20 protein-coding genes and 3 pseudogenes are annotated in these 24,582 nt (G+C 60.9%); 20 read left to right on the plus strand and 3 right to left on the minus strand.

The window, feature by feature from the left end; all coding sequences use genetic code 11:
- Window positions 1–8 precede the first annotated feature (8 nt).
- From AB4N43_RS14415 to selO, 5 genes and pseudogenes are all read left to right on the plus strand, one after another.
- Window positions 9–665, plus strand: a pseudogene (locus tag AB4N43_RS14415) (MCP four helix bundle domain-containing protein); the annotation flags it as partial.
- A 303-nt stretch (window positions 666–968) separates the two neighbouring features.
- Window positions 969–1,568 (plus strand): annotated as a pseudogene (locus tag AB4N43_RS14420) (methyl-accepting chemotaxis protein); the annotation flags it as partial.
- A gap of 276 nt (window positions 1,569–1,844) precedes the next feature.
- Complete coding sequence (locus AB4N43_RS14425) at window positions 1,845–3,587, plus strand: potassium/proton antiporter (RefSeq protein WP_027922062.1); 1,743 nt, start codon at window positions 1,845–1,847, stop codon at window positions 3,585–3,587.
- Window positions 3,588–3,621: 34 nt separating this feature from the next.
- The gene (mscK, locus tag AB4N43_RS14430; RefSeq protein WP_027922063.1) at window positions 3,622–6,972 is read left to right on the plus strand and encodes a mechanosensitive channel MscK; all 3,351 of its coding nucleotides are present in this window, start codon (window positions 3,622–3,624) and stop codon (window positions 6,970–6,972) included.
- Window positions 6,973–7,020: 48 nt separating this feature from the next.
- Window positions 7,021–8,484: a protein adenylyltransferase SelO gene (selO, locus tag AB4N43_RS14435; protein ID WP_027922064.1), complete on the plus strand. Its 1,464-nt coding sequence runs from the start codon at window positions 7,021–7,023 to the stop codon at window positions 8,482–8,484.
- Window positions 8,485–8,490: 6 nt separating this feature from the next.
- On the opposite strand, the gene mazF is transcribed toward selO, so the two are convergent.
- Window positions 8,491–8,853: a type II toxin-antitoxin system toxin MazF gene (mazF, locus tag AB4N43_RS14440; protein ID WP_027922065.1), complete on the minus strand. Its 363-nt coding sequence runs from the start codon at window positions 8,851–8,853 to the stop codon at window positions 8,491–8,493.
- Entirely contained in the window at window positions 8,853–9,122 is a 270-nt protein-coding gene (gene mazE / locus AB4N43_RS14445) for a type II toxin-antitoxin system antitoxin MazE (protein WP_460154174.1), read from the minus strand. Before mazE ends, mazF begins: the two co-directional genes overlap by 1 nt.
- A 270-nt stretch (window positions 9,123–9,392) precedes the next feature.
- On the opposite strand from mazE, the gene trxC reads away from it, so the two are divergent.
- The gene (trxC, locus tag AB4N43_RS14450; protein WP_027922067.1) at window positions 9,393–9,827 is read left to right on the plus strand and encodes a thioredoxin TrxC; all 435 of its coding nucleotides are present in this window, start codon (window positions 9,393–9,395) and stop codon (window positions 9,825–9,827) included.
- Window positions 9,828–9,957: 130 nt separating this feature from the next.
- Here trxC and AB4N43_RS14455 read toward each other — a convergent pair whose 3' ends face one another.
- Window positions 9,958–10,728, minus strand: coding sequence for a ParA family protein (locus tag AB4N43_RS14455; RefSeq protein WP_027922068.1), 771 nt, complete (start codon window positions 10,726–10,728; stop codon window positions 9,958–9,960).
- A gap of 355 nt (window positions 10,729–11,083) precedes the next feature.
- Here AB4N43_RS14455 and AB4N43_RS14460 point away from each other — a divergent pair, with 355 nt between their 5' ends.
- The 14 genes and pseudogenes from AB4N43_RS14460 to AB4N43_RS14525 all read left to right on the plus strand — a co-directional run bounded on the left by AB4N43_RS14460 (window position 11,084) and on the right by AB4N43_RS14525 (window position 24,563).
- Window positions 11,084–11,809 (plus strand): beta-ketoacyl synthase chain length factor, encoded by a 726-nt coding sequence (locus tag AB4N43_RS14460; protein ID WP_059181766.1) that lies wholly within the window; start codon window positions 11,084–11,086, stop codon window positions 11,807–11,809.
- On the plus strand, window positions 11,785–12,594 hold the full coding sequence (locus tag AB4N43_RS14465; protein WP_027922070.1) for a lysophospholipid acyltransferase family protein: 810 nt from the start codon (window positions 11,785–11,787) through the stop codon (window positions 12,592–12,594). The genes AB4N43_RS14460 and AB4N43_RS14465 overlap by 25 nt, the downstream gene beginning before the upstream one ends.
- Window positions 12,575–12,835, plus strand: a complete 261-nt coding sequence (locus AB4N43_RS14470) for a phosphopantetheine-binding protein (RefSeq protein ID WP_027922071.1) — start codon at window positions 12,575–12,577, stop codon at window positions 12,833–12,835. Before AB4N43_RS14465 ends, AB4N43_RS14470 begins: the two co-directional genes overlap by 20 nt.
- A 9-nt stretch (window positions 12,836–12,844) precedes the next feature.
- Window positions 12,845–13,099, plus strand: coding sequence for an acyl carrier protein (locus AB4N43_RS14475; protein ID WP_007947135.1), 255 nt, complete (start codon window positions 12,845–12,847; stop codon window positions 13,097–13,099).
- Window positions 13,096–13,641, plus strand: coding sequence for a COG4648 family protein (locus AB4N43_RS14480; RefSeq protein ID WP_460154175.1), 546 nt, complete (start codon window positions 13,096–13,098; stop codon window positions 13,639–13,641). The genes AB4N43_RS14475 and AB4N43_RS14480 overlap by 4 nt, the downstream gene beginning before the upstream one ends.
- Window positions 13,638–15,317 carry an AMP-binding protein gene (locus AB4N43_RS14485; RefSeq protein WP_460154176.1) on the plus strand — a complete coding sequence of 560 codons (1,680 nt, stop codon included), beginning with the start codon at window positions 13,638–13,640 and terminating at the stop codon, window positions 15,315–15,317. Before AB4N43_RS14480 ends, AB4N43_RS14485 begins: the two co-directional genes overlap by 4 nt.
- Before the next feature lie 162 nt (window positions 15,318–15,479).
- Window positions 15,480–16,214 (plus strand): glycosyltransferase family 2 protein, encoded by a 735-nt coding sequence (locus AB4N43_RS14490; protein WP_027922074.1) that lies wholly within the window; start codon window positions 15,480–15,482, stop codon window positions 16,212–16,214.
- Window positions 16,211–17,158 carry an LpxL/LpxP family acyltransferase gene (locus AB4N43_RS14495; RefSeq protein WP_027922075.1) on the plus strand — a complete coding sequence of 316 codons (948 nt, stop codon included), beginning with the start codon at window positions 16,211–16,213 and terminating at the stop codon, window positions 17,156–17,158. The genes AB4N43_RS14490 and AB4N43_RS14495 overlap by 4 nt, the downstream gene beginning before the upstream one ends.
- Window positions 17,139–18,683 carry an HAL/PAL/TAL family ammonia-lyase gene (locus tag AB4N43_RS14500; RefSeq protein WP_027922076.1) on the plus strand — a complete coding sequence of 515 codons (1,545 nt, stop codon included), beginning with the start codon at window positions 17,139–17,141 and terminating at the stop codon, window positions 18,681–18,683. The genes AB4N43_RS14495 and AB4N43_RS14500 overlap by 20 nt, the downstream gene beginning before the upstream one ends.
- Window positions 18,676–19,101: an acyl-CoA thioesterase gene (locus AB4N43_RS14505; protein ID WP_027922077.1), complete on the plus strand. Its 426-nt coding sequence runs from the start codon at window positions 18,676–18,678 to the stop codon at window positions 19,099–19,101. The genes AB4N43_RS14500 and AB4N43_RS14505 overlap by 8 nt, the downstream gene beginning before the upstream one ends.
- Window positions 19,102–19,268: 167 nt before the next feature.
- On the plus strand, window positions 19,269–19,847 hold the full coding sequence (locus AB4N43_RS14510) for an outer membrane lipoprotein carrier protein LolA (protein WP_027922078.1): 579 nt from the start codon (window positions 19,269–19,271) through the stop codon (window positions 19,845–19,847).
- Window positions 19,831–22,173, plus strand: a complete 2,343-nt coding sequence (locus AB4N43_RS14515; protein ID WP_410921767.1) for an MMPL family transporter — start codon at window positions 19,831–19,833, stop codon at window positions 22,171–22,173. Before AB4N43_RS14510 ends, AB4N43_RS14515 begins: the two co-directional genes overlap by 17 nt.
- Window positions 22,170–23,329, plus strand: a pseudogene (locus AB4N43_RS14520) (cation:proton antiporter). The gene AB4N43_RS14515 and the pseudogene AB4N43_RS14520 overlap by 4 nt, the downstream one beginning before the upstream one ends.
- Window positions 23,316–24,563, plus strand: a complete 1,248-nt coding sequence (locus AB4N43_RS14525; RefSeq protein ID WP_460154177.1) for an NAD(P)/FAD-dependent oxidoreductase — start codon at window positions 23,316–23,318, stop codon at window positions 24,561–24,563. Before AB4N43_RS14520 ends, AB4N43_RS14525 begins: the two are co-directional and overlap by 14 nt.
- The last annotated feature ends 19 nt before the right edge of the window (window positions 24,564–24,582 follow it).

Here is a 24,582-nt window from a genome sequence, read left to right on the forward strand (position 1 = left end):
GCAGCTTGATGCTGATCCTGGGCGTGTTCGCCTTGAACCAGATGAGCAAGATTCGCGGTGCCGCCGAGGAGATCACCCTGAGCAGCGTGCCGAGCATTAAAAGCCTCGACGAATTCACTCAGCTGACCCTGCGTCTGCGCGTTCTGTCTTATCGCTTGCTGGTCAACCGCGAGCCGGACGTGCAGCAGAAAACCATGGACCTGCTGGAAACCCGTAATCAGCAGATCCGTACCGCCCAGACGACCTACGAAAAACTGATCAGCAGCCCGCAGGAACGTGCGGCTTATGATCAATACGTGCAGTTACTGGGTCAGTACCGCCAGATCGAAGACCGCATGAAGAGCCTGTCACGCAACAATCAGGTCGATGAACTGCGCACGTTGCTCAACACCGACTTGCTGACCAACTCCGAAGCGGTCAACACCGTGCTCAACCGTTTGCTGGAGATCAACACACAGCAGACCCTCGACACCAACCAGCAGGCAGCCGACCAGTATTCCTCGGCATTCAACCTGGTGATCACCCTGCTGGTCGTCGCCACCGGCCTGACTTTGCTGTTCGCCTGGTTACTGACCAACAGCATCACCAAGCCGATCGCCAACGCACTGAGCGCTGCCGAGGAAATTGCCGAAGGCAACCTGACGCGCCCGATCACCGTCGATGGTGAAGACGAAGCCGGTCGCTTGCTGCTGGCGATGTCGAAGATGCAGGACAAGTTGCGCGACACCCTGCAACGGATTTCCGGCTCGGCCACGCAACTGGCATCCGCCGCTGAAGAGCTCAACAGCGTCACCGACGAAAGCGCTCGTGGCCTGACTCAGCAGAACAACGAAATCGAACAGGCGGCCACTGCGGTCAACGAAATGACCAGCGCCGTGGAAGAAGTCGCACGTAACGCCGTGAGCACCTCCGAAGCCTCGAAAAATGCCACGACGTCGGCCGGTGATGGCCGTGATCTGGTGCAGGAAACCGTCAGCGCCATCGAACGCATGAGCGCCGATGTGCAGAGCACCGCGACGCTGATCGGCGACCTGGCCAACGAATCCCGCGATATCGGCAAAGTGTTGGACGTGATTCGCGGTCTGGCCGACCAGACCAACCTGCTGGCCCTGAACGCGGCCATCGAAGCGGCTCGCGCCGGTGAGGCCGGTCGCGGTTTTGCGGTGGTGGCGGATGAGGTTCGTGCCCTGGCGCATCGCACTCAGCAGTCGACCAGCGAGATCGAACGCATGATCGGCAGCATCCAGAGCGGCACCGAGCACGCCGTGGATTCGATGCGCAACAGCACCGAGCGCGCCGAGTCGACGCTGAACATTGCTCGTGGCGCCGGCCTGTCGCTGGACACTATCAACAGCGCCATCGTCGAAATCAACGAACGCAACCTGGTCATCGCCAGCGCCGCCGAAGAGCAGGCGCAAGTGGCCCGCGAAGTGGATCGCAACCTGGTGAACATTCGTGATTTGTCGGTGCAATCGGCGACCGGGGCGAATCAGACCAGTGCGGCGAGCAATGAGCTGTCGCGATTGGCGCTGGACCTGAACAACATGGTTGGGCGGTTCAGCCTCTGACACCCATCACACCGCCCCTGTAGCAGCTGGCGCAGCCTGCGTTCGGCTGCGCAGCAGTCGTCAAATAGTCATTCGCTGTATGTCAGACAAATCCGGTACATAGGAATCGCGACTGCTGCGCAGCCGAACGCAGGCTGCTACAGGGCGGGTATTGCCATCGCGGTGTATCAATGCAAAAACCTTTTTGACAGCATCACATTTCAACAGGTTAGAATCGCTGGCACGCAGACTGCATGGTCAGTTTGTGCCCGCCTTTCGTTTTCTGGAGTACTGCCTTTGAATGCAATCACCATCAACAGCCTGTTTCTGATCGGCGCGTTGCTGGTAGGTGCGAGCATTCTGGTGAGCTCACTTTCGTCCCGCCTCGGTATCCCGATCCTGGTGATTATCCTGGCCGTGGGCATGGCTGCCGGCGTCGACGGTGGCGGCATTATTTTCGATAACTACCCCACGGCTTATCTGGTCGGCAACCTCGCATTGGCGGTAATCCTGCTCGACGGTGGCTTGCGCACCCGGGTCGCGAGTTTCCGCGTTGCACTGTGGCCGGCGCTGTCGCTGGCCACGGTCGGGGTGTTAATTACCACGGCGTTGACCGGCATGGTCGCCGCTTGGCTGTTCAACCTGAGCATTATTCAGGGCCTGCTGATCGGCGCGATTGTCGGCTCGACCGACGCCGCAGCGGTGTTCTCGCTGCTGGGTGGCAAAGGCCTGAACGAACGGGTCACCGCCAGCCTCGAAATCGAATCCGGCAGCAACGACCCGATGGCGGTGTTCCTCACCGTCACCTTGATCGACATGCTCGCCAGCGGCGAGACCGGCCTTCACTGGAGCTTGCTCGGGCACTTCGTGCGTGAGTTTGGTATCGGCGCCGTCGTCGGCCTCAGCGGCGGCTGGCTGATGCTGCAACTGGTCAACCGGATCAACCTGGCCAACGGCCTCTACCCGATTCTGGTGATTGCCGGCGGTCTGGTGGTGTTTGCCCTGACCAACGCCCTGCACGGCAGCGGCTTCCTCGCGGTGTACCTGTGCGGTCTGGTCATCGGCAACCGGCCGGTGCGTAGCCGTCACGGCATTCTGCACATGCTCGACGGCATGGCCTGGCTGGCGCAGATCGGGATGTTCCTGGTGCTGGGTCTGCTGGTTACCCCGCATGACTTGCTGCCGATCGCCCTGCCCGCGCTGGGCTTGGCGCTGTGGATGATTCTGGTCGCGCGGCCGCTGTCGGTGGTGGCCGGACTGCTGCCGTTCAAGGCATTCCATGGCCGCGAAAAAGCGTTCATTTCCTGGGTCGGCCTGCGCGGCGCGGTCCCGATCATTTTGGCGGTGTTCCCGCTCATGGCCGGTTTGCCCCACGCCCAGCTCTATTTCAATCTCGCCTTCTTTATTGTGCTGGTGTCGCTGCTGGTGCAGGGCACAAGCCTGCCTTGGGTGGCCAAACTGCTGAAAGTGACGGTGCCGCCGGAGCCCGCGCCGATCTCGCGGTCTGCACTGGAAGTGCATGTCACCAGTGAGTGGGAACTGTTCATTTATCGCCTCGGTGCCGAGAAATGGTGCATCGGCTCGCCCCTCCGCGAGCTGAAAATGCCCGAAGGTACGCGCATCGCAGCCCTGTTTCGTGGCCAGCAATTGCTCCATCCGTCGGGTAGTACGGTGCTGGAAGTCGATGATTTGCTGTGTGTTATCGGCCATGAACACAACCTGCCGGCCCTCGGAAAACTCTTCAGCCAGGCACCGCAGCGGGGTCTGGATTTGCGCTTCTTCGGCGACTTCGTACTCGAAGGAGACGCCCAGCTGGGCGCGGTTGCTTCGCTGTACGGGTTGAAAGTCGAAGGCATCGATCCGGACATGACGCTCGGCCACTTCATCGCCCAGAAAGTCGGGGGTGCACCCGTGGTCGGCGACCAAGTGGAGTGGAACAACACCATTTGGACCGTGGCGGTCATGGAAGGGAACAAGATCGGCAAAGTGGGCGTCAGATTCCCCGAAGGAAGTCGCCCGGGTCCGGGCTTGTTCCTCTAAACTCCACTCTTCGTCTCGTTTTCGATCGGTCTCTATGTCAACCCTGCGCACCTTTTTCGTCATGGCCCTGCTGGGCTTGAGCCTCTCCATCGGCACGCTGCAAGCGGCCGAACCGCCGTCCAGCGAAGCCGTGCAGGCAAGCCTGGACAAGATCGCCGACCGCAAGCTGCCGGAAGCCGACCAGAAAGCGCTGCAAGCCATCCTGCAGAACACGCTGACCCAGCTCAACAACGCGCGTGACTACGAGCAGAAACTCGCCGACCTCAAACAGCAACTGGCCACCGCGCCCAAGCAGAACATCGAGAACCAGCGTGAACTGGCGCGCCTCAAGGCGACCAAGGCGCAGCCGGTGGGGCAGCGCTACGCCAACCTGTCGATCCCGCAGCTCGAGCAAATGCTCACCGAGCGTTCGACTCAGCAAAGCGATCTGCAAAAAGCCCTGGCCGATGCCAACAGTCTGGTGATTACCGCCCAGACCCGACCAGAGCGCGCCCAAGCGGAAATTTCGACCAGCCAGACGCGCATTCAACAAATCAACAACACCCTCAAGACGGGCAAAGATGCCGGCAAAACCTTGAGTGGTGAACAGCGCGACTTGCTCAATGCTGAACTCGCCGCCCTGAATGCACTGATCCCGTTGCGCCGTCAGGAACTGGCCGGCAACAGTCAGTTGCAGGACCTGGGCAGCGGCCAGCACGATTTGCTCTCGGAAAAATCCGATCGCCTGGATCAGGAGATCCAGGAGCTGCAAACCCTGATCAACCAGAAACGCCTGGCCCAGTCCCAGGAAACGGTGACCCAGCAGTCCATCGAGGCGCAGAAGTCCGGTGGCAGCGCCCTGTTGGCCACCGAAAGCGCGGCCAACCTGAAGCTGTCCGACTACCTGCTCAAAAGCACCGACCGCCTCAACGAAGTCACCCAGCAAAACCTGCAAACCAAGCAGCAACTGGACAACGTCACCCAGAGCGATTCAGCGCTGGACGAGCAAATCAACGTGCTCAAGGGCAGCCTGCTGCTGTCCAAGATTCTCTACAAACAGAAGCAGTCTCTGCCGCGCTTGAGGCTCGACCGCGACCTGGCCGACCAGATCGCCGACATTCGCCTCTATCAGTTTGAAGTCAGCCAGCAACGCGAACTGCTGAGTAATCCGGCCACTTACGTCGACAATCTGCTGTCGACCCAGCCGCCGGATCAAGTCACCCCGCAACTGCGCAAGAGCCTGCTGGAACTGGCCACGACCCGCGCCGACCTGCTGGAGCGACTGAACCGCGAATTGAGCGCCGTGCTCAACGAATCCATCACCCTGCAACTCAATCAGAAGCAACTGCTGAGCACCGCGCAAAGCCTGCGCGCGACCCTCGACGAGCAAATGTTCTGGATCCCCAGCAATAAGCCGCTGGACCTGGAATGGATTCACGCCGTGCCGGAACGCTTGCAGCGCCAGGTCACCACCTTGCCGTGGTTTTCCAGCCTGAGTGAGTTGAGCGATGGCCTGATTCAACGTCCGCTGCTGTTTCTGCCGCTGGTGCTGCTGATCGGCGCCCTGCTGTGGCGACGCAAAAGCCTGTATGCCCGACTGAACAAGGTTCACAAGGACATCGGCCACTTCAAGCGCGACAGCCAGTGGCACACGCCTCAGGCCATTCTGATCAATATTTTGCTGGCGATGCCGGTCGCGCTCGGCCTGGCCTTGTGCGGCCTCGCCTTGCAGATCGACGCCCGCGGGCAAAACGCCAACATGGGTGCCGCGCTGCTGCAAATGGCCCAGGCGTGGCTGGTGTTCTACACCGCCTATCGGATCCTCGCGCCGGGTGGCGTGGCGGAACTGCATTTCCGTTGGGAAAAGCCTCAGGTCGAATTCCTTCAAGGCTGGGTCCGTCGACTCGGTCTGGTGGTCATGGCGCTGGTGGCGGTAGTGGCGGTCGCCGAACTGCAACCGGCAACGCTCGCCGATGACGTGCTGGGCATGCCGGTGGTGTTGACCTGCTATGCCTTGATGGCCTGGCTGCTCAGCCGCTTACTGATGCGAAGCCCGACGCACGAGAACACTTCGCTGTTCCGCAAAATTGTAGGGATCCTGTTTACCGCCCTGCCAATCGCGCTGTTCGTGGCCGTGTGCTTCGGCTACTACTACACGGCGCTCAAGCTCAGTGATCGACTGATCAACACCCTTTACCTGCTGATGTTCTGGCTGGTGATCGAAGCCACCTTTGTCCGCGGCCTCAGCGTGGCGGCGCGCCGCCTGGCGTACCAGCGAGCCCTGGCCAAACGTCAGGCTGCGAAGGAGGCCGGTGATGGCGAAGCAGTCATCGAGGAACCGACGCTGGACATCGAGAAGGTCAACGAACAGTCCTTGCGCCTGATTCGCCTGGCGCTGCTCGGCGGCTTCATGGCCGCGCTGTACTGGGCCTGGTCCGACCTGATTTCGGTGTTCTCGTACCTGGACAACATCACCCTCTACGAATACACCAGCGGCACGGGCGCCACCATGAGCATGGTGCCGATCAGCATCGGCGACATGCTCGGCGCGCTGATCATCATCGGCATCACTTTCGCCCTCGCCCGCAACTTGCCGGGTCTGCTGGAAGTCTTGGTGCTGTCCAAGCTCAACCTGGCGCAGGGCAGCGCCTACGCCACGACCACGCTGCTGTCCTACGTGATCGCCGGCGTCGGTTTTGTCTCGACCCTGTCGACCCTCGGCGTGAGCTGGGACAAGTTGCAATGGCTGGTAGCGGCGCTGTCGGTCGGTCTCGGTTTCGGGATGCAGGAAATCTTTGCGAACTTCATCTCCGGCATCATGATTCTGTTCGAGCGCCCGGTACGAATCGGCGACACCATCACCATCGGCAACCTGTCGGGTACGGTGAGCAAGATCCGCATCCGCGCCACGACCATCACCGACTTTGACCGCAAGGACATCATTGTCCCGAACAAGACGTTCATCACCGGGCAACTGATCAACTGGTCCCTCACCGACACCATCACCCGGGTGACCCTCAAGCTCGGCGTCGATTACGGCTCGGACCTGGACCTGGTGAAAGAGCTGCTGCTCAAGGCGGCCCGCGATAACCCGCGCGTGCTCAAGGACCCGGAACCGCACGTGTACTTCCTGAACTTCGGCGAAAGCACCCTCGACCACGAGTTGCGCATGCATGTGCGCGACCTCGGTGACCGCAACCCGGTGCTCGATGAGGTCAACCGCTTCATCAACCGCGAATTCAAGAAGCAGCACATCAACATCTCGTTCCGGCAGATGGAGGTCTACCTCAAGAACCTTCAGGGTCAGGAATACAAAATGGTGCCGATCGAGCCGGAAAGTAAAACCATCGTGCCGATGGCCGATGGCAAACCCGTGCAAGAGCCGCCATCCGCCAAGCTCGACTAACCGCCCTATCCCCAGCAGAATGCTTGGACATTCTGCTGGAGATGGCCGGTGAAAGCCCTCGACGAACTGACCTTCGATAATCGTTTTGCCCGTCTGGGCGATACGTTTTCCGCCCATGTGCTGCCCGAGCCCATCGATAACCCGCGCCTGGTGGTGGCCAGCCCTGCGGCCATGGCATTGCTGGACCTGGACCCGACCGTTGCTGAAACCCCGGAGTTCGCCGAGCTGTTCAGCGGCCACAAGCTCTGGGCCGACGCGGTACCGAGGGCGATGGTCTATTCCGGGCACCAGTTCGGTTCCTACAACCCGCAGCTGGGTGATGGACGCGGCTTGTTGCTGGGCGAGGTCTACAACGAGGCCGGTGAACACTGGGACTTGCACCTCAAGGGCGCCGGCCAGACGCCTTTTTCACGCATGGGCGATGGCCGCGCGGTGTTGCGCTCCTCAATCCGCGAGTTTCTCGCCTCTGAGGCGCTGCATGCCCTGAACATTCCGACCACCCGAGCGCTGTGCGTGATTGGCTCCGATACGCCGGTCTGGCGCGAGAAGCAGGAACGCGCGGCGATGGTCCTGCGTATGGCGCCGAGTCACGTGCGCTTCGGGCATTTCGAGTATTTCTACTACACCAAACGCCCCGAGAAGCAGAAAGAACTCGGCGAGCACGTGCTGGCCATGCATTTCCCCGAATGCCTGGAACAACCGGAACCGTATCTGGCGATGTTCCGCGAAATCGTCGAGCGTAACGCCGAGCTGATTGCCAAGTGGCAGGCCTATGGCTTCTGCCACGGAGTGATGAACACCGACAACATGTCGATCCTCGGCATCACCTTCGACTACGGCCCATTTGCCTTCCTCGACGACTTCGACGCCCACTTCATCTGCAACCACTCCGACGATCAGGGCCGGTACTCCTTCAGCAACCAGGTGCCGATCGGCCAATGGAACCTTAGCGCCCTCGCCCAGGCTTTGACGCCGTTCATCAGCGTCGAAGCCCTGCGCGAAGCCCTCGGGCTTTACCTGCCGCTGTACCAGGCCCACTACCTGGACCTGATGCGCCGTCGCCTCGGCCTCACCACCGCTGAAGACGATGACCAGAAACTGCTGGAACAGCTGCTGCAGCTGATGCAGAACAGTGGCGTCGATTACAGCCTGTTCTTCCGTCGTCTCGGAGATAAGTCACCGGAAATGGCTGTCGCCCGCTTGCGTGATGACTTTGTCGACATCAAGGGCTTCGACGCCTGGGGCGAGCTCTACGTTGCCCGGGTGGCTCGCGAAGGCGCGGTTGACCAAGCACAGCGCCAGCAACGGATGCACGCGGTCAATCCGCTGTACATCCTGCGTAACTACTTGGCGCAGAAGGCTATCGATGCGGCGGAGAGCGGGGATTATTCAGAGGTTCGGCGGCTGCACGCGGTGCTGAGCAATCCGTTCGAGGAACAGCCGGGAATGGAGAGTTACGCCGAGCGGCCGCCGGAGTGGGGCAAGCATTTGGAGATTAGTTGTTCGTCGTGATGCTGGCTAATCCAGTGGATCGATGGAACTGACGACTCGAGCAACGATGTCGGCCATTGTCACGTCATCAAGACGCTCGATAAATTTGGCAGAGCCATCACGGACGCGCTGTTCAATATCAAAACTGCGCACCTGATTACACACCGCGACCCCAGTCGTGTCATGTCCTGATACGACAACCGCAAGGCCCGAGTTTCGACTGAAGCTGCCGCCGCTGGTGATAGGGACCGTCATGCTGACACCCAGAGCATTGATTTCCCTTGGCGTTATCACCACGAAGCGATGCCGATTCATCATCTCTCGTCCAGCAACCGGATTGGGGTCAACCCAATAGACGTCGCCCCGCTGCGGGGCCTGCCCACGCACCATCAACCCAACTCCCGGCCAACTGGATCACCTTCGCGGGCAGACGATGTCAGCGCATTCAATTCAGCTATTTCTTCAGCGCCTTCAAGCAACTCAGTCAAGCTGTAGCGTTTACGAGAAGACGGCACAACGGGGCGAGCAATCAACTCACCATTAACCACGTTGAGCTCCAACTGTGCCCCTACCTCCAGATGCAGGAGTTTCAGTAAGGTAGGTGGGAGAGTTATCACGGCGGCTCCACCTTGACGGCGGATTTTGGAAGTCACGGACATGGGAGTACTCCTATCCGGAAAGTGAAAAACATCGAGAAGTCGATAAGTGCAACAAAAGTAGCACGCAGTTGAAAGCAAAGCGATCTCCTTGACTGAAGATAAGTCGTGTTGAGTTGCCCGCAGCGTAGCTACCGTTTCAGCACTGCCCCTCCGGAAACTGTGTGCAATTGCGACGGCTGTGAATTCGATTCAGTCGTTTTATCAACTTGATAAATCCAGCCTTCGACTCCAAATCAGCGAGTCTGATTGCTCAATTTTTTGGAGCCCAAAATGACCGACCCACTCCTCATCCCCTGCCCGCACTGCAACGGCCTCAACCGCATCCCCGCCGAGCGCCTCAACGACCATCCAAAATGCGGGCGCTGCAAGGCCGAGGTCTTGCTGAGCAAGCCGTTCGAATTGAAGCAAGGCGATTACGCCAGCCAGATCAAAGGCGATCTGCCGTTGCTGGTGGACGTGTGGGCGGACTGGTGCGGGCCGTGCAAGTCTTTTGCGCCGGTGTTCGAGCAGGCGGCCATTCAGTTGGCGGGCAAGTGCCGGTTGGCGAAACTGGACAGCGAGGCGAACCAGCAGTTGTCGGCGCAGTTGGGGATTCGCTCGATCCCGAGTCTGATTCTGTTCAAGAACGGCCGGGAAGTGGCGCGCCAGAGCGGGGCGTTTCCGTTACCGCAGTTGATGAGTTGGCTGCGTAGCCAAGGTATTTAAGACCACCGCCAATCAAATGTAGGAGTGAGCCTGCTCGCGATAGCGGTATATAACAGTCAAATTGATGTCGACTGACACTCCGCTCTCGCGAGCAGGCTCACGCCTACAGGGGGTCGGTGGTTACGCAGGATCAGGCATTTTCCAGCAGATTGTGCAGTTCGACGAATTGCTGGGTCAGCTTGTGCCGTGGGTCGAGGTGGATCAGCGGCGTGTTCGCCTGGTGAGATTCGCGCATACGCACAGAACTGGCCAGGTACACCGGCAACACCGGCAACCCTTCTGCGATCAACTCGTCGAGGATCTGTTGGGGCAGGCTGGCGCGAGCCTGGAACTGGTTGACCACAATGCCTTCGACTTCCAGGCCTTCGTTGTGGTCTTCCTTCAATTCCTCGATTTCAGCCAGCAGGCCGTACAACGCCTGACGCGAGAAGCTGTCGCAGTCGAAGGGGATCAGCACACGATCCGCAGCAATCAACGCCGATACCGCGTAGAAGTTCAGCGCGGGCGGTGTATCCAGGTAAATCCGGTCGTAATCTTCCCCCAACTCGTCAAGCAGCTTACGCAGCTTGTTGATCTTGTGTTTGGCTTCAAGTTTGGGCTGCAAATCCGCCAGTTCAGCCGTGGCAGTGATCACATGCAGGTTGTCGAAGGGCGTTTCGTAGATGTCGACCTGGTTCTTCTTCGAGAACGGGCCGGAGGAAAGGGTTTGTTTGAAGAAATCGGCGATGCCCATCGGGATGTCATTGCCGGTGAGGCCCGTCAGGTATTGAGTGGAGTTGGCCTGGGCATCGAGATCCACCAATAGGGTGCGATAGCCCTCGCTGGCGCTGACCGCCGCCAGATTGCAGGCAATACTGGATTTGCCCACGCCACCTTTTTGATTAAATACCACGCGCCGCATGTCAGACCTCCGTGTATCAAAGAATGACCGAGTGTAGTAGTCCACGGCATCGCTTAGCTACCTCCTTGGGACAGGGACTACACGGTCATGTCCTGTTTCCCCATTGATAGGAGGCAATCTCATTCACTGATTCGGGTAACGGGCCGACAGACGCGCACATGCTGATGTGGATAATGGCCAACCGACAGCTTTTTGCGAACCGGACGGTACATTTCCTTGCGCAAAATGTAACCAGCATTTGCTACGCACCCGTAGCACCCGGATAATGCGCGCCACTCGGCGTTACGCGCCACGTAAGGTCTGTCGCTGTTTTTGCGACTCACCGCGTCACGTTAGCCCTGCAGGGGCGGGATGTATGTCTGTGATCAACTTCAACATCGCCCAATGGCGCGCGTGGGCTCCCGGGCTCGAAAGCGTGGACGACTGGCAGGCATGGAGCCGACAACCGGTCGTGCTTGCGAGCAGCGATGCCGCTCCCGACGTGTCGTTTCTGCCCGCCATGCAGCGCCGGCGACTCAGCCGTTTGGCGCGAATGGCCTTCAGTGTCGGCTGGCCCTTGGCCGATGGTCGCACTGACCTACCGTTGGTCTTTATATCCCGCCACGGCGAAACGCCGCGCACGTTCGAAATCCTCAGGGATCTGGCGGCCGACCAACCGTTGTCACCCACTCAATTCAGCTTGTCCGTCCACAACGCCGTTATTGGTCTATGGTCGATCATGCGTGGCGAAACCAGCGAAATGACGGCGCTCGCCGCCGCCGGTGACGGGCTTGAACACGGCATGCTAGAGGCTGCGGCGATGCTGGACGAAGGCGCGCCTGCCGTCCTGCTGATTGTCGCCGAAGAACAACCGCCCGACGCCTACGAGACCTGGATCGACGATGTGCCGTTTCCCTATGCCGTGGCTTTGTTGCTGACCCCCGGTACCGACTGGCAGTTGTCCTTGAACAGCTCGACGCAAAGCTTGTCCAAAGCCCACTGGCCCCATGCCCTGAATCTGTTGCGTACCCTGCTCGGCCAGCAAACCACTTGCCAACATGCCTGGAAGAATCGTGTATGGACCTGGCATCGCACCCCGTAACCGGAAAAAACCGCGACGCCTATTACTGGCGCCTGCTGGCCACTGCCGCAAGCTTCACCCTGTTCGGGTTAGGCGGCCTGTGCCTGCGGCTGGTGGTTTTCCCGCTGCTGGGTTGCCTGCCCGGTGATGCCAGAACCCACCGCCTGCGCGCACGAAAAACCGTCAGTCGTTGCTTCTGGTTTTTTGTCCGGTTCATGGCCCGTACCGGTGTCCTGACCTACGACATCCAGGGCGCGGAAAAACTCGGTCGCCCCGGGCAAATGATCCTGGCCAATCACCCCTCGCTGATTGATGTCGTGTTTCTGATTGGCCTGGTGCCTCATGCCAATTGCGTGGTGAAACAAAGCCTCTGGGACAACCCCTTTACCCGCGCCCCGCTACGCCGTACCGAATACATCAGCAACGACGGCAGCATGGACATGCTGGACGCGGCTGCCGATGCGCTGAAAGACGGTCAGACCTTGATCATTTTTCCCGAAGGCACGCGCACTCAGCCTGGCGAGGCGCCAGCCTTTCATCGGGGGGGCGCGGCGATCGCCCTGCGCGGTGCGAAAATCCTCACCCCGGTGATTATCAAGGTCAGCCCGACGACATTGACCAAGGCCGAGCCCTGGTATCGGATCCCGAAACGCCGCGTGCACTTCAGTTTTCGCGTTGGGGCCGATATAGACCCACAGTCTTTCGCAACGCTAGGCCCGCCCCCGCAGGCTTCGCGCAAGCTCAACGAATATTTGCATACTTACTTTATTAAGGAGCTCGCCGAAGATGAGCGATCTACACCGTGAAATCAAAGATCTGATCATCGACGCCCTCGGCCTCGAAGACATCAGCGCCGACGACATTGACAACGAACAGACATTGTTTGGCGAAGGCCTGGGCCTGGATTCGGTGGACGCTCTGGAGCTCGGCCTGGCGATTCAGAAAAAATATGGCATCAAAATCGACGCCGACGCCAAGGACACCCGTAATCACTTCACCAACGTGGCGAGCCTTGCGGCGTTCGTCACTGCAAAACAGGCAGCTTGAGACCGGACCATGCAAACTCGTGACGACATTTTCAACACCCTGCGCGATGCCTTGGTCGAACTCTTCGAGCTGGACCCGGCGCGCGTGAGCCTCGAATCAAACCTGTATCAGGATCTGGAAATCGACAGCATCGACGCCGTCGACCTGATCGATCACATCAAGCGTCAGACCGGCAAGAAAATCGCCGCCGAAGAATTCAAATCGGTGCGGACTGTCAGCGACGTGGTCGAGGCGGTGTATCGCCTGGTTCAACCGGCAGCATGAGCCGACTGATCGGCCTTGGCCTGCTGCTCGCGGGCCTGTTGTACCCCTTTGCGGTGTATTTCGGCATGGAACATTTTGCTCCGTGGCAGTTCGGCCTGCTCTTGGGCAGCCTGTGGCTGGCTCGGGCGCTGCTCGGTGCGCGGCGTCCCGGCAGCCTGTGGAAGGCGACCATCGCCATCGCTTTTTGCCTGTTGCTGGCACTGTTCGACAGCCCGCAGTTGCTGCGCTGGTACCCGGTACTGATCAGCGCGTTCATGCTCGGGCTGTTTGGACTGAGCCTCAAAGTCGGCCCGCCGATGGTCGAACGCCTGGCGCGCCTGCGTGAACCGCACCTGCCGCCCAGGGCCATTATTTATACGCGCCAGGTGACAATTGCCTGGTGTGTGTTTTTCATCTTTAACGGCGTGCTCGCCGCCGCCCTGACCCTTTGGGCGCCGCTGAGCTGGTGGATGTTGTACACCGGCCTGATTTCCTACGGATTGATGGGCCTGCTGTTTGCCATTGAATGGCTGATACGACAACGGGTACGAGGCCACTCATGAATTGGATAACACTTGAGCAGCTGTTGCTCAAGGCTCAGCCGGAGCGTGCCGTCACGGCCGAACCGGCGTTGAATCATGCACAACTGTGCGAACAGGCCCTGCGTTTGGCAGCCGGCCTGCAAGCCCAAGGTGTGCAGCGCATTGCCGTCCACCTGGAAGACGCCGCCGACCTGGCCATTGCCCTGCTCGGTGCCTGGCGTGCCGGCGTCAGCGTGCTGCTGCCCGCCGATTTGCAACAGCAGACTCACCAGCGCTGGTCCGCCGATGTCGACCTGTGGCTGACCAATCTGGCCGATGACGCACACCTGGGCGATTACCGTCACCCGCCTCTCCCCGGTGCCGTGCTGGATTTAGACGCCTGCCAGTTGAGCCTCTGCACTTCCGGCTCCAGCGGCGAGCCCAAGCGCATCGACAAAACCCTGCGCCAACTGGCCAATGAAGTTCAGGCGCTGGAACAGCTCTGGGGCGCAGACCTGGGCGAGGCATGCATCATCGGCAGCGTCGCCACTCAACATATCTATGGCTTGCTGTTTCGGGTGCTGTGGCCGTTGTGCGCCGGGCGGACATTTGTACGCAAGCAACTGGCGTTTCCCGAAGACTTGCAGCGCGCCAGCCGTGAACACCCGTCCTTCGCCTGGGTCGCCAGCCCGGCGCTGCTCAAACGCATGGGAGACAACCTCGACTGGCCTGCCTTGAGCGCCGTGCGACGAGTGTTTTCCTCAGGTGGTGCGTTGCCCGCCGAGGCCGCGCAGCGCCTGCACCAGTGTCTGGAACAATGGCCGACAGAAATCCTCGGCAGCTCGGAAACCGGTGGAATCGCCTGGCGACAAGGGGACGATCTCTGGCAGCCGTTTGCGGAGGTCGAACTGAGCCAGGACAGTGACGGCGCGCTGCTGATCCAATCGCCCTATTTGCCGGCCGGCCACACCGAACACACTGCTGACGCCGCACGCATTACGGCCAACGGCCGTTTCGAATTGCTCGGCCGGCTGGACCGGATCGTCAAACTGGAAGAAAAACGTATCTCGCTGCCCATGCTGGAAAAGGCTCTGATGGACCACCACTGGGTCGCGGAAGCGCGCCTCGGTGTGGTCCAGGAAAACCGCGCCTCGCTGGGTGCGCTATTGGTGTTGAGCGAATCGGGCCTGCACGCCTTGCGCAATCAGGGGCGACGCACCCTCACGCAGGAATTGCGTCAGCACCTGACTCAGCACTGCGAAACCCTCGCCCTGCCCCGACGCTGGCGATTGCTGCGGCAAATGCCACTGAACGCTCAGGGCAAGTTGCCTCAGGCCGATGTCGAAGCCTTGCTGCTGGCGCCCCGCGTCAAGGCGCCGGAAGTGCTCGAACAGGTCGAAGTCGACGGCGAGTGGAGCCTGCAACTGGCAGTCCCGCCGGACCTCGCTTACTTCAGCGGCCACTTCCCGCAAACGCCGGTACTGCCCGGCGTGGTGCAGGTGGAATGGGCGCTGAACCTAGGCCAGCAATTGATGGACCTGCCGGCGAAATTCGCGGGCATGGAAGTGCTGAAATTCCAGCAACTGGTGCGCCCCGGTGACGAAATCCAGCTGCACCTGCGCTTTGACCCGGAACGCAGCAAATTGTATTTCGCCTATCGCAATGAAACTGCCACCTGCTCCAGTGGGCGGATTTTGCTGGAGGCCGCTTGTGGATAAGTTGAAGCCCCCTGTAGCAGCTGCCGAAGGCTGCGTCCGAGTGCGAAGCGCTCGCATCGACACCACCCCCTATATCCCGGAAAACCGCACATACCGGTTTACGACCGCTTCGCGGCCGGACGCAGGCTTAGCCAGCAGCTACAAGGTTGAGGTGTGATTGGTATGCATAGCCCCTGCGCCGTAATTCCGGTCTACAACCACGAAACCGCCATCACCACGGTGGTTGACGCGGTGATTGCCAGTGGCCTGCCGTGCATTCTGGTGGACGATGCCAGCGATCAAGCCTGCGCCAGAGTGCTCGACCGATTGGCGCAGCGCGAGATGGTCAACCTGATCCGCCTTACTGCCAACCAAGGCAAGGGCGGCGCCGTCATGACCGGCCTGCGCGAAGCCTCACGCCTGGGTTTCAGCCACGCGCTGCAAGTCGATGCCGACGGACAGCACGACCTGCAGGACGTGCCGCTCTTCATCGAGCAGTCACGCGCCCACCCGGATGCGGTGATCTGCGGTTACCCGCAATACGACGCCAGCGTGCCTAAAGGTCGTTTGTATGCCCGCTACCTGACGCACGTCATGGTGTGGATCAATACGCTGTCCTTGCAGATTCGCGATTCCATGTGCGGCTTTCGCGTCTATCCATTGCCGCCGACTCTGGAGCTGATCGACTCGGCGAAGATCGGCAAACGGATGGACTTTGATTCCGACATTCTGGTGCGCCTGGCCTGGCGCAACCTGCCGATGCAATGGTTGCCGACCCGGGTTCATTACCCGCTCGACGGCGTCTCGCATTTCCGCCTGTTCCACGACAATGTGCTGATCTCCAGCATGCACACACGGCTGTTTTTCGGCATGTTGCTGCGGGCACCGGTGATCCTCTGGCGACGGTGGCGGGCATGAGCAGTGACGTAGATAAAAAGCACTGGGCCGATCGCCAGGAGCGAGGCAGCTTCTGGCTGATGAAGCTCACTGCGTTCGGCGCCAAAGTGCTGGGCCGGCGGCTGTTGAGCCCGATTTTGTACGGCATCGTCCTGTACTTTTTCCTGTTCGGACGCAGCGCGCGCCACAGCGCCTGGCAGTACCAGCAACGTCTCGTCGACTGGAGCGGTCGCGCGGAACTGCGCCCCACCCATTGGCGCGTGTTCGGCCAGTTCATGGCGTTCGCCGACTCCATGCTCGACAAGCTCGACGTGTGGAACGGCAAGCTGAGCATCGACCAGATCGAAATCATCGACTCGGCGCTGCTGCGCAATCAACTGCGCGGCACTCGTGGGCAAATGCTGGTGGGCGCGCATCTGGGCAATCTCGAAGTCTGCCGCGCACTCGCGGAAATCGGCGAAAAAGTCACGATGAACGTGCTGGTCCACACCAAGCACGCCGAGCAGTTCAACCGCTTGCTCGGCGAGGCCGGTGCAACCAATTTGCGACTGATACAGGTCAGCGAGCTGGACCCGGTGATCATGCTGCAATTGCATGAGCGGCTCGAGCGTGGCGAATGGCTGGCGATTGCCGGCGACCGCGTGCCGCTGCACGGCGGACGCAGTGTGACCGTGGATTTTCTCGGCCACCCGGCGGCGTTCCCTCAGGGGCCGTGGCTGCTCGCCGGTTTGCTGAAATGCCCGATCAATCTGCTGATGTGCCTGAAAAAACCATCGGGCCAATATCGCGTGACCCTCGAACCGTTTGCCGAGGCCGTGGTGTGGAAACGCAGCGATCGCGAACAGGTCATTCATCAGTGGGCGTCCCGCTACGCCGAGCGCCTGGGTCACTATTGCCTCGAAGCGCCCCAACAATGGTTCAACTTTTACCCTTTCTGGAAGACCGATGACGACGCCAACGCATGAGCCGGTAACCTTCGGCGAACTCCCTTTGCGCATCGAAGACGTGCTGGCCCTGGCCAACCGTCAGGTGCCGACGCAGTTGCAGGGCGATCCCGCGTACCGCGAGCGTATCGCCAAGGGCGCGCGATTCCTCGATTCCCTGCTGGACAAGGAAGGCGTGATCTATGGCGTGACCACTGGTTATGGGGACTCCTGCGTGGTCGCGGTGCCGCTGCATCACGTCGAGGCGCTGCCCCGTCATCTGTATACCTTTCACGGCTGTGGCCTGGGCAAACTGCTCGACGAACAAGCCACCCGAGCGGTGCTCGCCGCGCGTTTGCAGTCGCTGTGCCATGGCGTGTCCGGGGTGCGCGTGGAACTGCTGGAACGCCTGCAAGCGTTCCTCGAACACGACATCCTGCCACTGATCCCGGAAGAAGGTTCGGTCGGTGCCAGCGGTGATCTGACGCCGTTGTCCTACGTTGCCGCAACGCTGTCCGGTGAACGCGAAGTGATGTTCCGAGGTGAACGCCGACAAGCCGCCGACGTGCATCGTGAACTGGGCTGGCAGCCGTTGGTACTGCGACCGAAAGAGGCACTGGCGTTGATGAACGGCACCGCCGTGATGACCGGCCTCGCCTGCCTGGCCTTCGCCCGCGCCGATTACCTGCTGCAACTGGCTACCCGCATCACCGCACTGAACGTGGTGGCGTTGCAGGGCAACCCGGAACACTTCGACGAGCGCCTGTTCGCCGCCAAACCGCACCCGGGGCAGATGCAAGTTGCCGCGTGGCTGCGCAAGGATCTGGCGATCGACGCGCCGACCGCGCCACTGCACCGCCTGCAAGACCGTTATTCCCTGCGTTGCGCGCCCCACGTCCTCGGCGTGTTGGCGGACAGCCTGAACTGGCTGCGCTCGTTCATCGAAATTGAACTCAACAGCGCCAACGACAATCCGATCATCGACGCTGAAGCCGAGCGCGTTTTGCACGGCGGGCATTTCTACGGCGGCCACATCGCGTTCGCCATGGACAGCCTGAAAAACCTGGTGGCCAACGTGGCCGACTTGCTGGATCGGCAACTCGCGTTGCTGGTGGACGAGCGTTACAACCATGGCTTGCCGAGCAATCTGTCCGGCGCCAGCGCTGACCGGGCGATGCTCAACCACGGCTTCAAGGCCGTGCAGATCGGCACCAGCGCCTGGACCGCCGAAGCACTGAAAAACACCATGCCGGCCAGCGTTTTCTCGCGCTCTACCGAGTGCCACAACCAGGACAAAGTGAGCATGGGCACCATTGCCGCCCGCGATGCGATTCGTGTGCTGGAGCTGACCGAACAGGTCGCCGCCGCGACTTTGCTCGCAGCCAATCAGGGCGTGTGGCTGCGCAGCAAGGCCGAGGATGCTCGCCCATTGCCGCCAGCCCTGGCCGCCATGCACGAGGAACTGGCCAAGGACTTCCCGCCGGTCATCGAAGATCGCGCACTGGAAGGCGAATTGCGCCTGTGCCTGAAACGAATTGCCGAGCAACACTGGAGGCTGCATGCGTAGCAAGGGAGTGCTTCACACCGATACGGAAATCCAGGTGCCGTTCTTTGACGTCGACACCATGCACGTGGTCTGGCATGGCCATTACGTCAAATATCTGGAAGTCGCCCGTTGTGCGTTGCTGGACAAGATCGGCCATAACTACACGGCGATGTCCGAGTCGGGTTACGCCTGGCCGGTGATCGACCTGCAACTGCGCTACGTGCGTGGCGCAGTGTTCGGCCAGAAACTGAACGTGCGGGCAAATCTGGTGGAGTGGGAGAACCGGTTGAAGATCAATTACCTGATCAGTGACCTGGAAACCGGCGAACGCCTGACCCGCGCCAGCTCCGTGCAAGTCGCCGTCGACATGGCCAGCCGCGAAATGCAGCTGGCCTCACCGAAGGTCTTTACCGACGCTGTCGAAAGGACGCTGGCATGAATCTGCTTACGACTCTCTATAGCAGCCTGCGTTCGATCTGTAGCAGCTGGCGAAGCCTGCGTTCGGCTGCGCAGCAGTCGCCCTGCGTTTTTGCTGAAGCACCGCATGTGAAGGTTTTACGACGGCTTCGCCGCCGGACGCAGCCTCGCGGGCTCAGCAGCTGCTACATGTTTGTGGTGATGCTCGGTTTCTCTTCACTTGCGCAGGCATTTGATTCGCAGCAGTTGAGCGATCAACTGGCCAAACCCGATGTCATCCACGGTAACTTCATCCAGGAAAAACACCTGCGCGCCCTGCCCCAACCGCTGACCAGCAAGGGCACGTTCGTTCTCGCAAAAAATCATGGCCTGCTGTGGCTGCTGAAAACCCCGCTGCAACAGGATTACCGCATCACCGCCAACGGCATCGCCCGACGCGACGCCAGCGGTTGGCAAATGCTGCCGGACAAGAGCGCCGGCGCCGAGCAGAACCGCTTGTTCCTCGCCGTGCTGCAAGGCGACAGCAGCGGTTTGCAGCGTGACTTCGAGCTGTCATTGAGCGGCGACGCGCAGAACTGGAAGCTGACGTTGATCCCGCGCTCGCTGCTGCTCAAGCAAGTGTTCAAGCAGATCAACATCACCGGCAGTGAATTGGTGAGCACCATCGAACTGCTGGAAACCCAAGGCGACAGCACCCTGTTACGCATGCAGGACAGCACCAGCGCCCAACCCTTGAGCACTGCGGAGCAACATGACTTTGCCGAGTGAACGCAGGCTGCCATGGCTATTCCTGATCCTGCTGCTGGCAGTGCTCGCGCTCGCCGGTTGGCAATGGCGTGATGGCGCGCCGCTGTCGGCCAACCTGATGGAACTGGTGCCGGGCACGGCGCCGGATGCGCTGGAACTGCGCGCCGAACAACGCATGCAAGAACCGCTGAACCGCGAAATGCTGGTGTTGGTCGGCCATAAGGATCGCGAGCAAGCCATCGCCATGGCGCAGAAACTCGGCGAGCAATGGCAGGCCAGCGGTCTGTTCGAGAAGGTGCAGTGGACGTTACAAGCCGACTTGCCCGCACTGCGCACGCAACTGCTGCAAGGCCGATTGGCAATGCTGTCCGAGGCGGATCGACAGCAACTGATCGAGCACCCAGACGTCTTCATCCAGCAACGGGTTCAGGCGCTGTTCGACCCGTTTACCGGCTTCAGTCTGGTGCCGAGCCAGGATGACTGGTTGGGCCTGACCGGACGCATTCAGAACAGCCAACCGCAACACGGCGCCGTGCAACTGGACATTGGCAGCGGCGCGTTGATCGCCGATGCCGACGGCAAGAGCTGGGTGATGCTGCGGGCAAAAACCACCGGCAATGCGTTCGACATGAGCCTGCCGCTGCAAGTGGCCGACCTGCTGAAACATAGCCGCGAACAAGCGGCGCAGTCTGACGTGCAATTGCTGGCAGCCAGCGGATTGCTCTACGCCGCGAGCGGTCAGCAACAAGCCACCCGCGAGATGACATGGGTCGGCGGCGGCGCCACGCTGGGGATATTGGCGTTGCTGTTGCTGGCCTTCCGGCGATGGCGGGTATTGCTCGCGTTCGTTCCGGTGCTGGTGGGCATGCTGTTTGGCGCGGTGGCCTGCGTGGCGTTGTTCGGCCATATGCATGTGATGACGCTGGTGCTCGGCTCCAGCCTGATCGGTGTGGCCGTCGACTATCCGCTGCATTACCTGTCGAAAAGCTGGAGCCTGAAACCCTGGCACAGCTGGCCCGCGTTGCGCCTGACGCTGCCGGGCCTGACGCTGAGCCTGATCACCAGTTGCATCGGTTACCTGGCGCTGGCGTGGACACCGTTCCCGGCCCTGACCCAGATCGCCGTGTTCTCCGCCGCCGGTTTGCTGGGTGCCTATCTGTCCGCCGTTTGTCTGTTGCCGGCACTGCTCAAGGGCGCCGATATCCGTCCAGCACAATGGCCACTGCGTCTCTGCGAATGTTTGCTGAGCCTGCGTGACGCGCTGCTCAAACAGGCCAGCACGCCGGTGCTGCTGGCCCTGCTGATTGCCTTCTGCGTGGGCGGTCTGCTGAAACTCGACAGCAAAAACGACATCCGCCAATGGATCGGCGCACCGCAGCAATTGACTGACGAAGCCAAGACCATTGCGCGCATCACGGGTTTTCAACCGACCAGCCAGTTCTTCCTGGTGCGCGGCGCCAATCAGCAAGAACTGCTGGAGCGTCAGACCGCGTTGAGCGAACGGCTGAATCAGTTGGTGAACCTGGAAAAACTTCAGGGTTACCTGTCGCTGAATCAGCTCGTGAGCCAGCCAAGTGAACAGCAGCAAGTGCGTAATGCACTGAGTAAACTGCCGCAGTTCTGGCAACCGCTGCTCGCCGTCGGCGTACCGGCCGAAGCGCTGCATGCCGAGCTGACGAAATTGCAGGCGTTGCCCACCGAAGACATCGATGCCGCACTGCTCGGGCCGCTGGCTGAACCTTATCGTCCACTGTGGCTGGGGCCGACCGATGACGGTGGCGTGGCAGCGATGGTCAGCCTGCAAGGGCTCAACGACCCGACCCTGTTACGCGTTCAGGCGTTGGACTTGCCCGGCGTCAAACTGGTCGACCGCCTCGGTGAATTGAACAGCGTTTTCGCCGCGACACAGATCAGCGCAGCAGAGCTCAAACTCGCCTCCTGCGCACTGATCGTGCTGGTGTTGATGCTGCCATTCGGTTTCGGCGGTGCCCTGCGCATCGTCGCCCTGCCACTGCTCGCCGCGCTGTGCAGCCTGGCCAGTCTCGGCTGGCTGGGGCAACCGTTGACGCTGTTCAGCCTGTTCGGCCTGCTGCTGGTGACGGCGATCAGCGTCGATTACGCAATCCTCATGCGCGAACAGGTCGGCGGCGCCGCTGTGAGCCTGCTCGGCACCTTGCTGGCAGCGCTGACCACTTGGCTGTCGTTCGGTCTGCTCGCCGTATCAAGTACCCCGGCCGTAAGCAATTTTGGATTGTCAGTGAGCCTGGGGCTGGCTTTCAGTTTCATCCTGGCGCCATGGGCGGGCCGACATCTGCACACGGCTCCGGTTGCGGAGTCAGCCGCATGATGATCGCCCTGTTCTGGCTGATGGCCCTCGCGCTGTTCGCCGTGGCCACCCGTGTCGGTCGTCATTTTGGCCTGATCCCGATCGTCAGCCAGTTGCTGCTGGCGACCTTCGGCCTGCCGCTGCTGATGTACCTCTGGATCGAGCCCGGCTGGCAGCTCAGCGGCGCTGAACTGATCTCGCCGACATGGCTGAAAAACCTCTACAGCCTGAGCTTTGCCTTGCTGCTGGGGCACATTCTCAGCGACGTGATCGACCTGCGGCTGGACCGCCAGAGCCTGAAAATCGCCCTGCCGAGTTTTTGCGTTCCGTTCGCGGGCGGGTTGGCGACGGCGGTGTGGTTGCTGCCTGCGCAATCGTGGATCAGTTCATTGGCGGTGGGCCTGGTGTTCGCCATCACCGCGATTCCGGTGCTGTATTTGTACCTGCGCCACATCAACTACCCGCCCGACGCCACCCGGCGCCTGGTGCAGACCGCGATCCTCATCGACCTGGCGTGCTGGACGCTGTTCGGCTTCGCCCAAGGCAGCCTGCACCTGAGCAGTTTGCTCCTGCCGCTGGCTGGCGCCTGCCTGCCGGTGCTGTTGCGTGTGCTCGGTCTGCGTCAGCCGTTGCTGCACAGCGGCTGTTTTTTCGCGCTGCTGGTGGTCGCCGAGCACTTCAAGCTCAATGCGCTGATTTTCGGCATCGGTTATCTGCTGTGCATGGCCGCGCTGAAAGTACCGCTGGTGTGGCCAATGTCCGCAGTGTGGATGACCCGTCTGCAAACCTGGATCGCCATTCCGCTGATCCTCACGTTCGGCATTGTGCAGATCAACGTTCACGCCGCCATGACCAGCCTGAGCTGGCTACAACTGGCCGCATTGCTGCTGTTGCCGATTGCCAGCAAACTGCTGGGCAACTGGCTGGGTCTCGGCTGGGCCGGCGCCTCCTTTGAAGGCGCCAGTCGCTGGCGGGAAAGCTTGCTGCTGAACATTCGTGGCTTGAGCGAGATCGTTTTTCTCAACCTGCTGCTGCAACAACAGCTCATCAGCCCGGCGCTGTACTTTGCGCTGATGGTGATGGGCCTGATCGCGACGCTGCTGCCGGCACTGGCCGGCATGCGCAGCCCCCTTTGAACATCGCCGCCCCGGCAAGGAGCCCCCGTGCCAACAGTTGAAATGCAATGTCGCCAGGTCGTCGTCATCGGCGCGGGGCCCTCGGGCGCCATCGCTGCCGCGCTGCTCAAGCGTAACGGTCATGATGTGCTGATGATCGAGCGCCAGCACTTCCCACGGTTCTCCATCGGCGAGAGCCTGTTATCGCATTGCCTGGATTTCGTTGAAGAAGCCGGCATGCTCGAGGCCGTGAACGCTGCAGGTTTCCAGCTTAAAAACGGCGCCGCCTTCGCCTGGGGCGAGCAGTACAGCGCCTTCGATTTTGGCGACACGTTCAGCCATGGCAAGCCGACCACGTTCCAGGTGCAACGGGCCGATTTCGACAAGCTGCTGGCCGATCAGGCTGCGCTGCAAGGCGTAGAAGTGCGTTATGGCGAAGCCATCGTCAGCGTCGATTTCGACTTGCCCAAGCCGCAGCTCGAGGTGCTGCGCGAAGACGGCAGCCAGTACCGCGTCGAAGCGGATTTCGTGCTCGACGCCAGCGGCTACGGTCGTGTGCTGCCGCGCCTGCTGGACCTTGAAGCGCCGTCGAATTTTCCGGTGCGCCAGGCCGTGTTTACCCATATCGAAGACCACATCGACAGCCCGTCTTTCGAGCGGGAAAAGATCCTGATTACGACCCACCCCATCCATCGCGACATCTGGTTCTGGACCATCCCGTTCAGCAACGGTCGATGTTCGGTGGGCGTGGTCGCGGCCGCTGAACATTTCGAAGGCCGCATGGAGAATCTGGACGAGTGCCTGCGCGGGTTCATCGCTGAAACCCCAAGCCTGGCTGGCGTACTGAAAAATGCCGTGTGGGACACGCCCGCACGCACCATCGGCGGCTACTCGGCCAACGTCAAAACCTTGCACGGCCCGGGCTTTGCGCTGCTCGGCAACGCCGCGGAATTCCTCGACCCGGTGTTCTCCTCCGGCGTGACCATCGCCATGCGCTCGGCGAGCATGGCCGCGGGCGTGTTGCATCGCCAACTGCAAGGGCAAAGCGTGGACTGGCAGAGCGAGTTCGCCGAACCGCTCAAGCGTGGCGTCGACACCTTCCGTTGCTACGTCGAGGGCTGGTACGCCGGGACCTTCCAGGATGTGATCTTCCACACAGGCGGCTCACCGGATATCCGCCGCATGATCAGCGCCATTCTCGCCGGTTATGCCTGGGACGAACGCAACCCGTTCGTCAGTGAACCCAAGCGTCGGCTGCGCATGTTGTCAGAACTCTGCGCCAGAGATGTCACATGAATGACAGGACCGCCTGTTT

This window comes from Pseudomonas sp. S2_B07, from assembly GCF_054668435.1.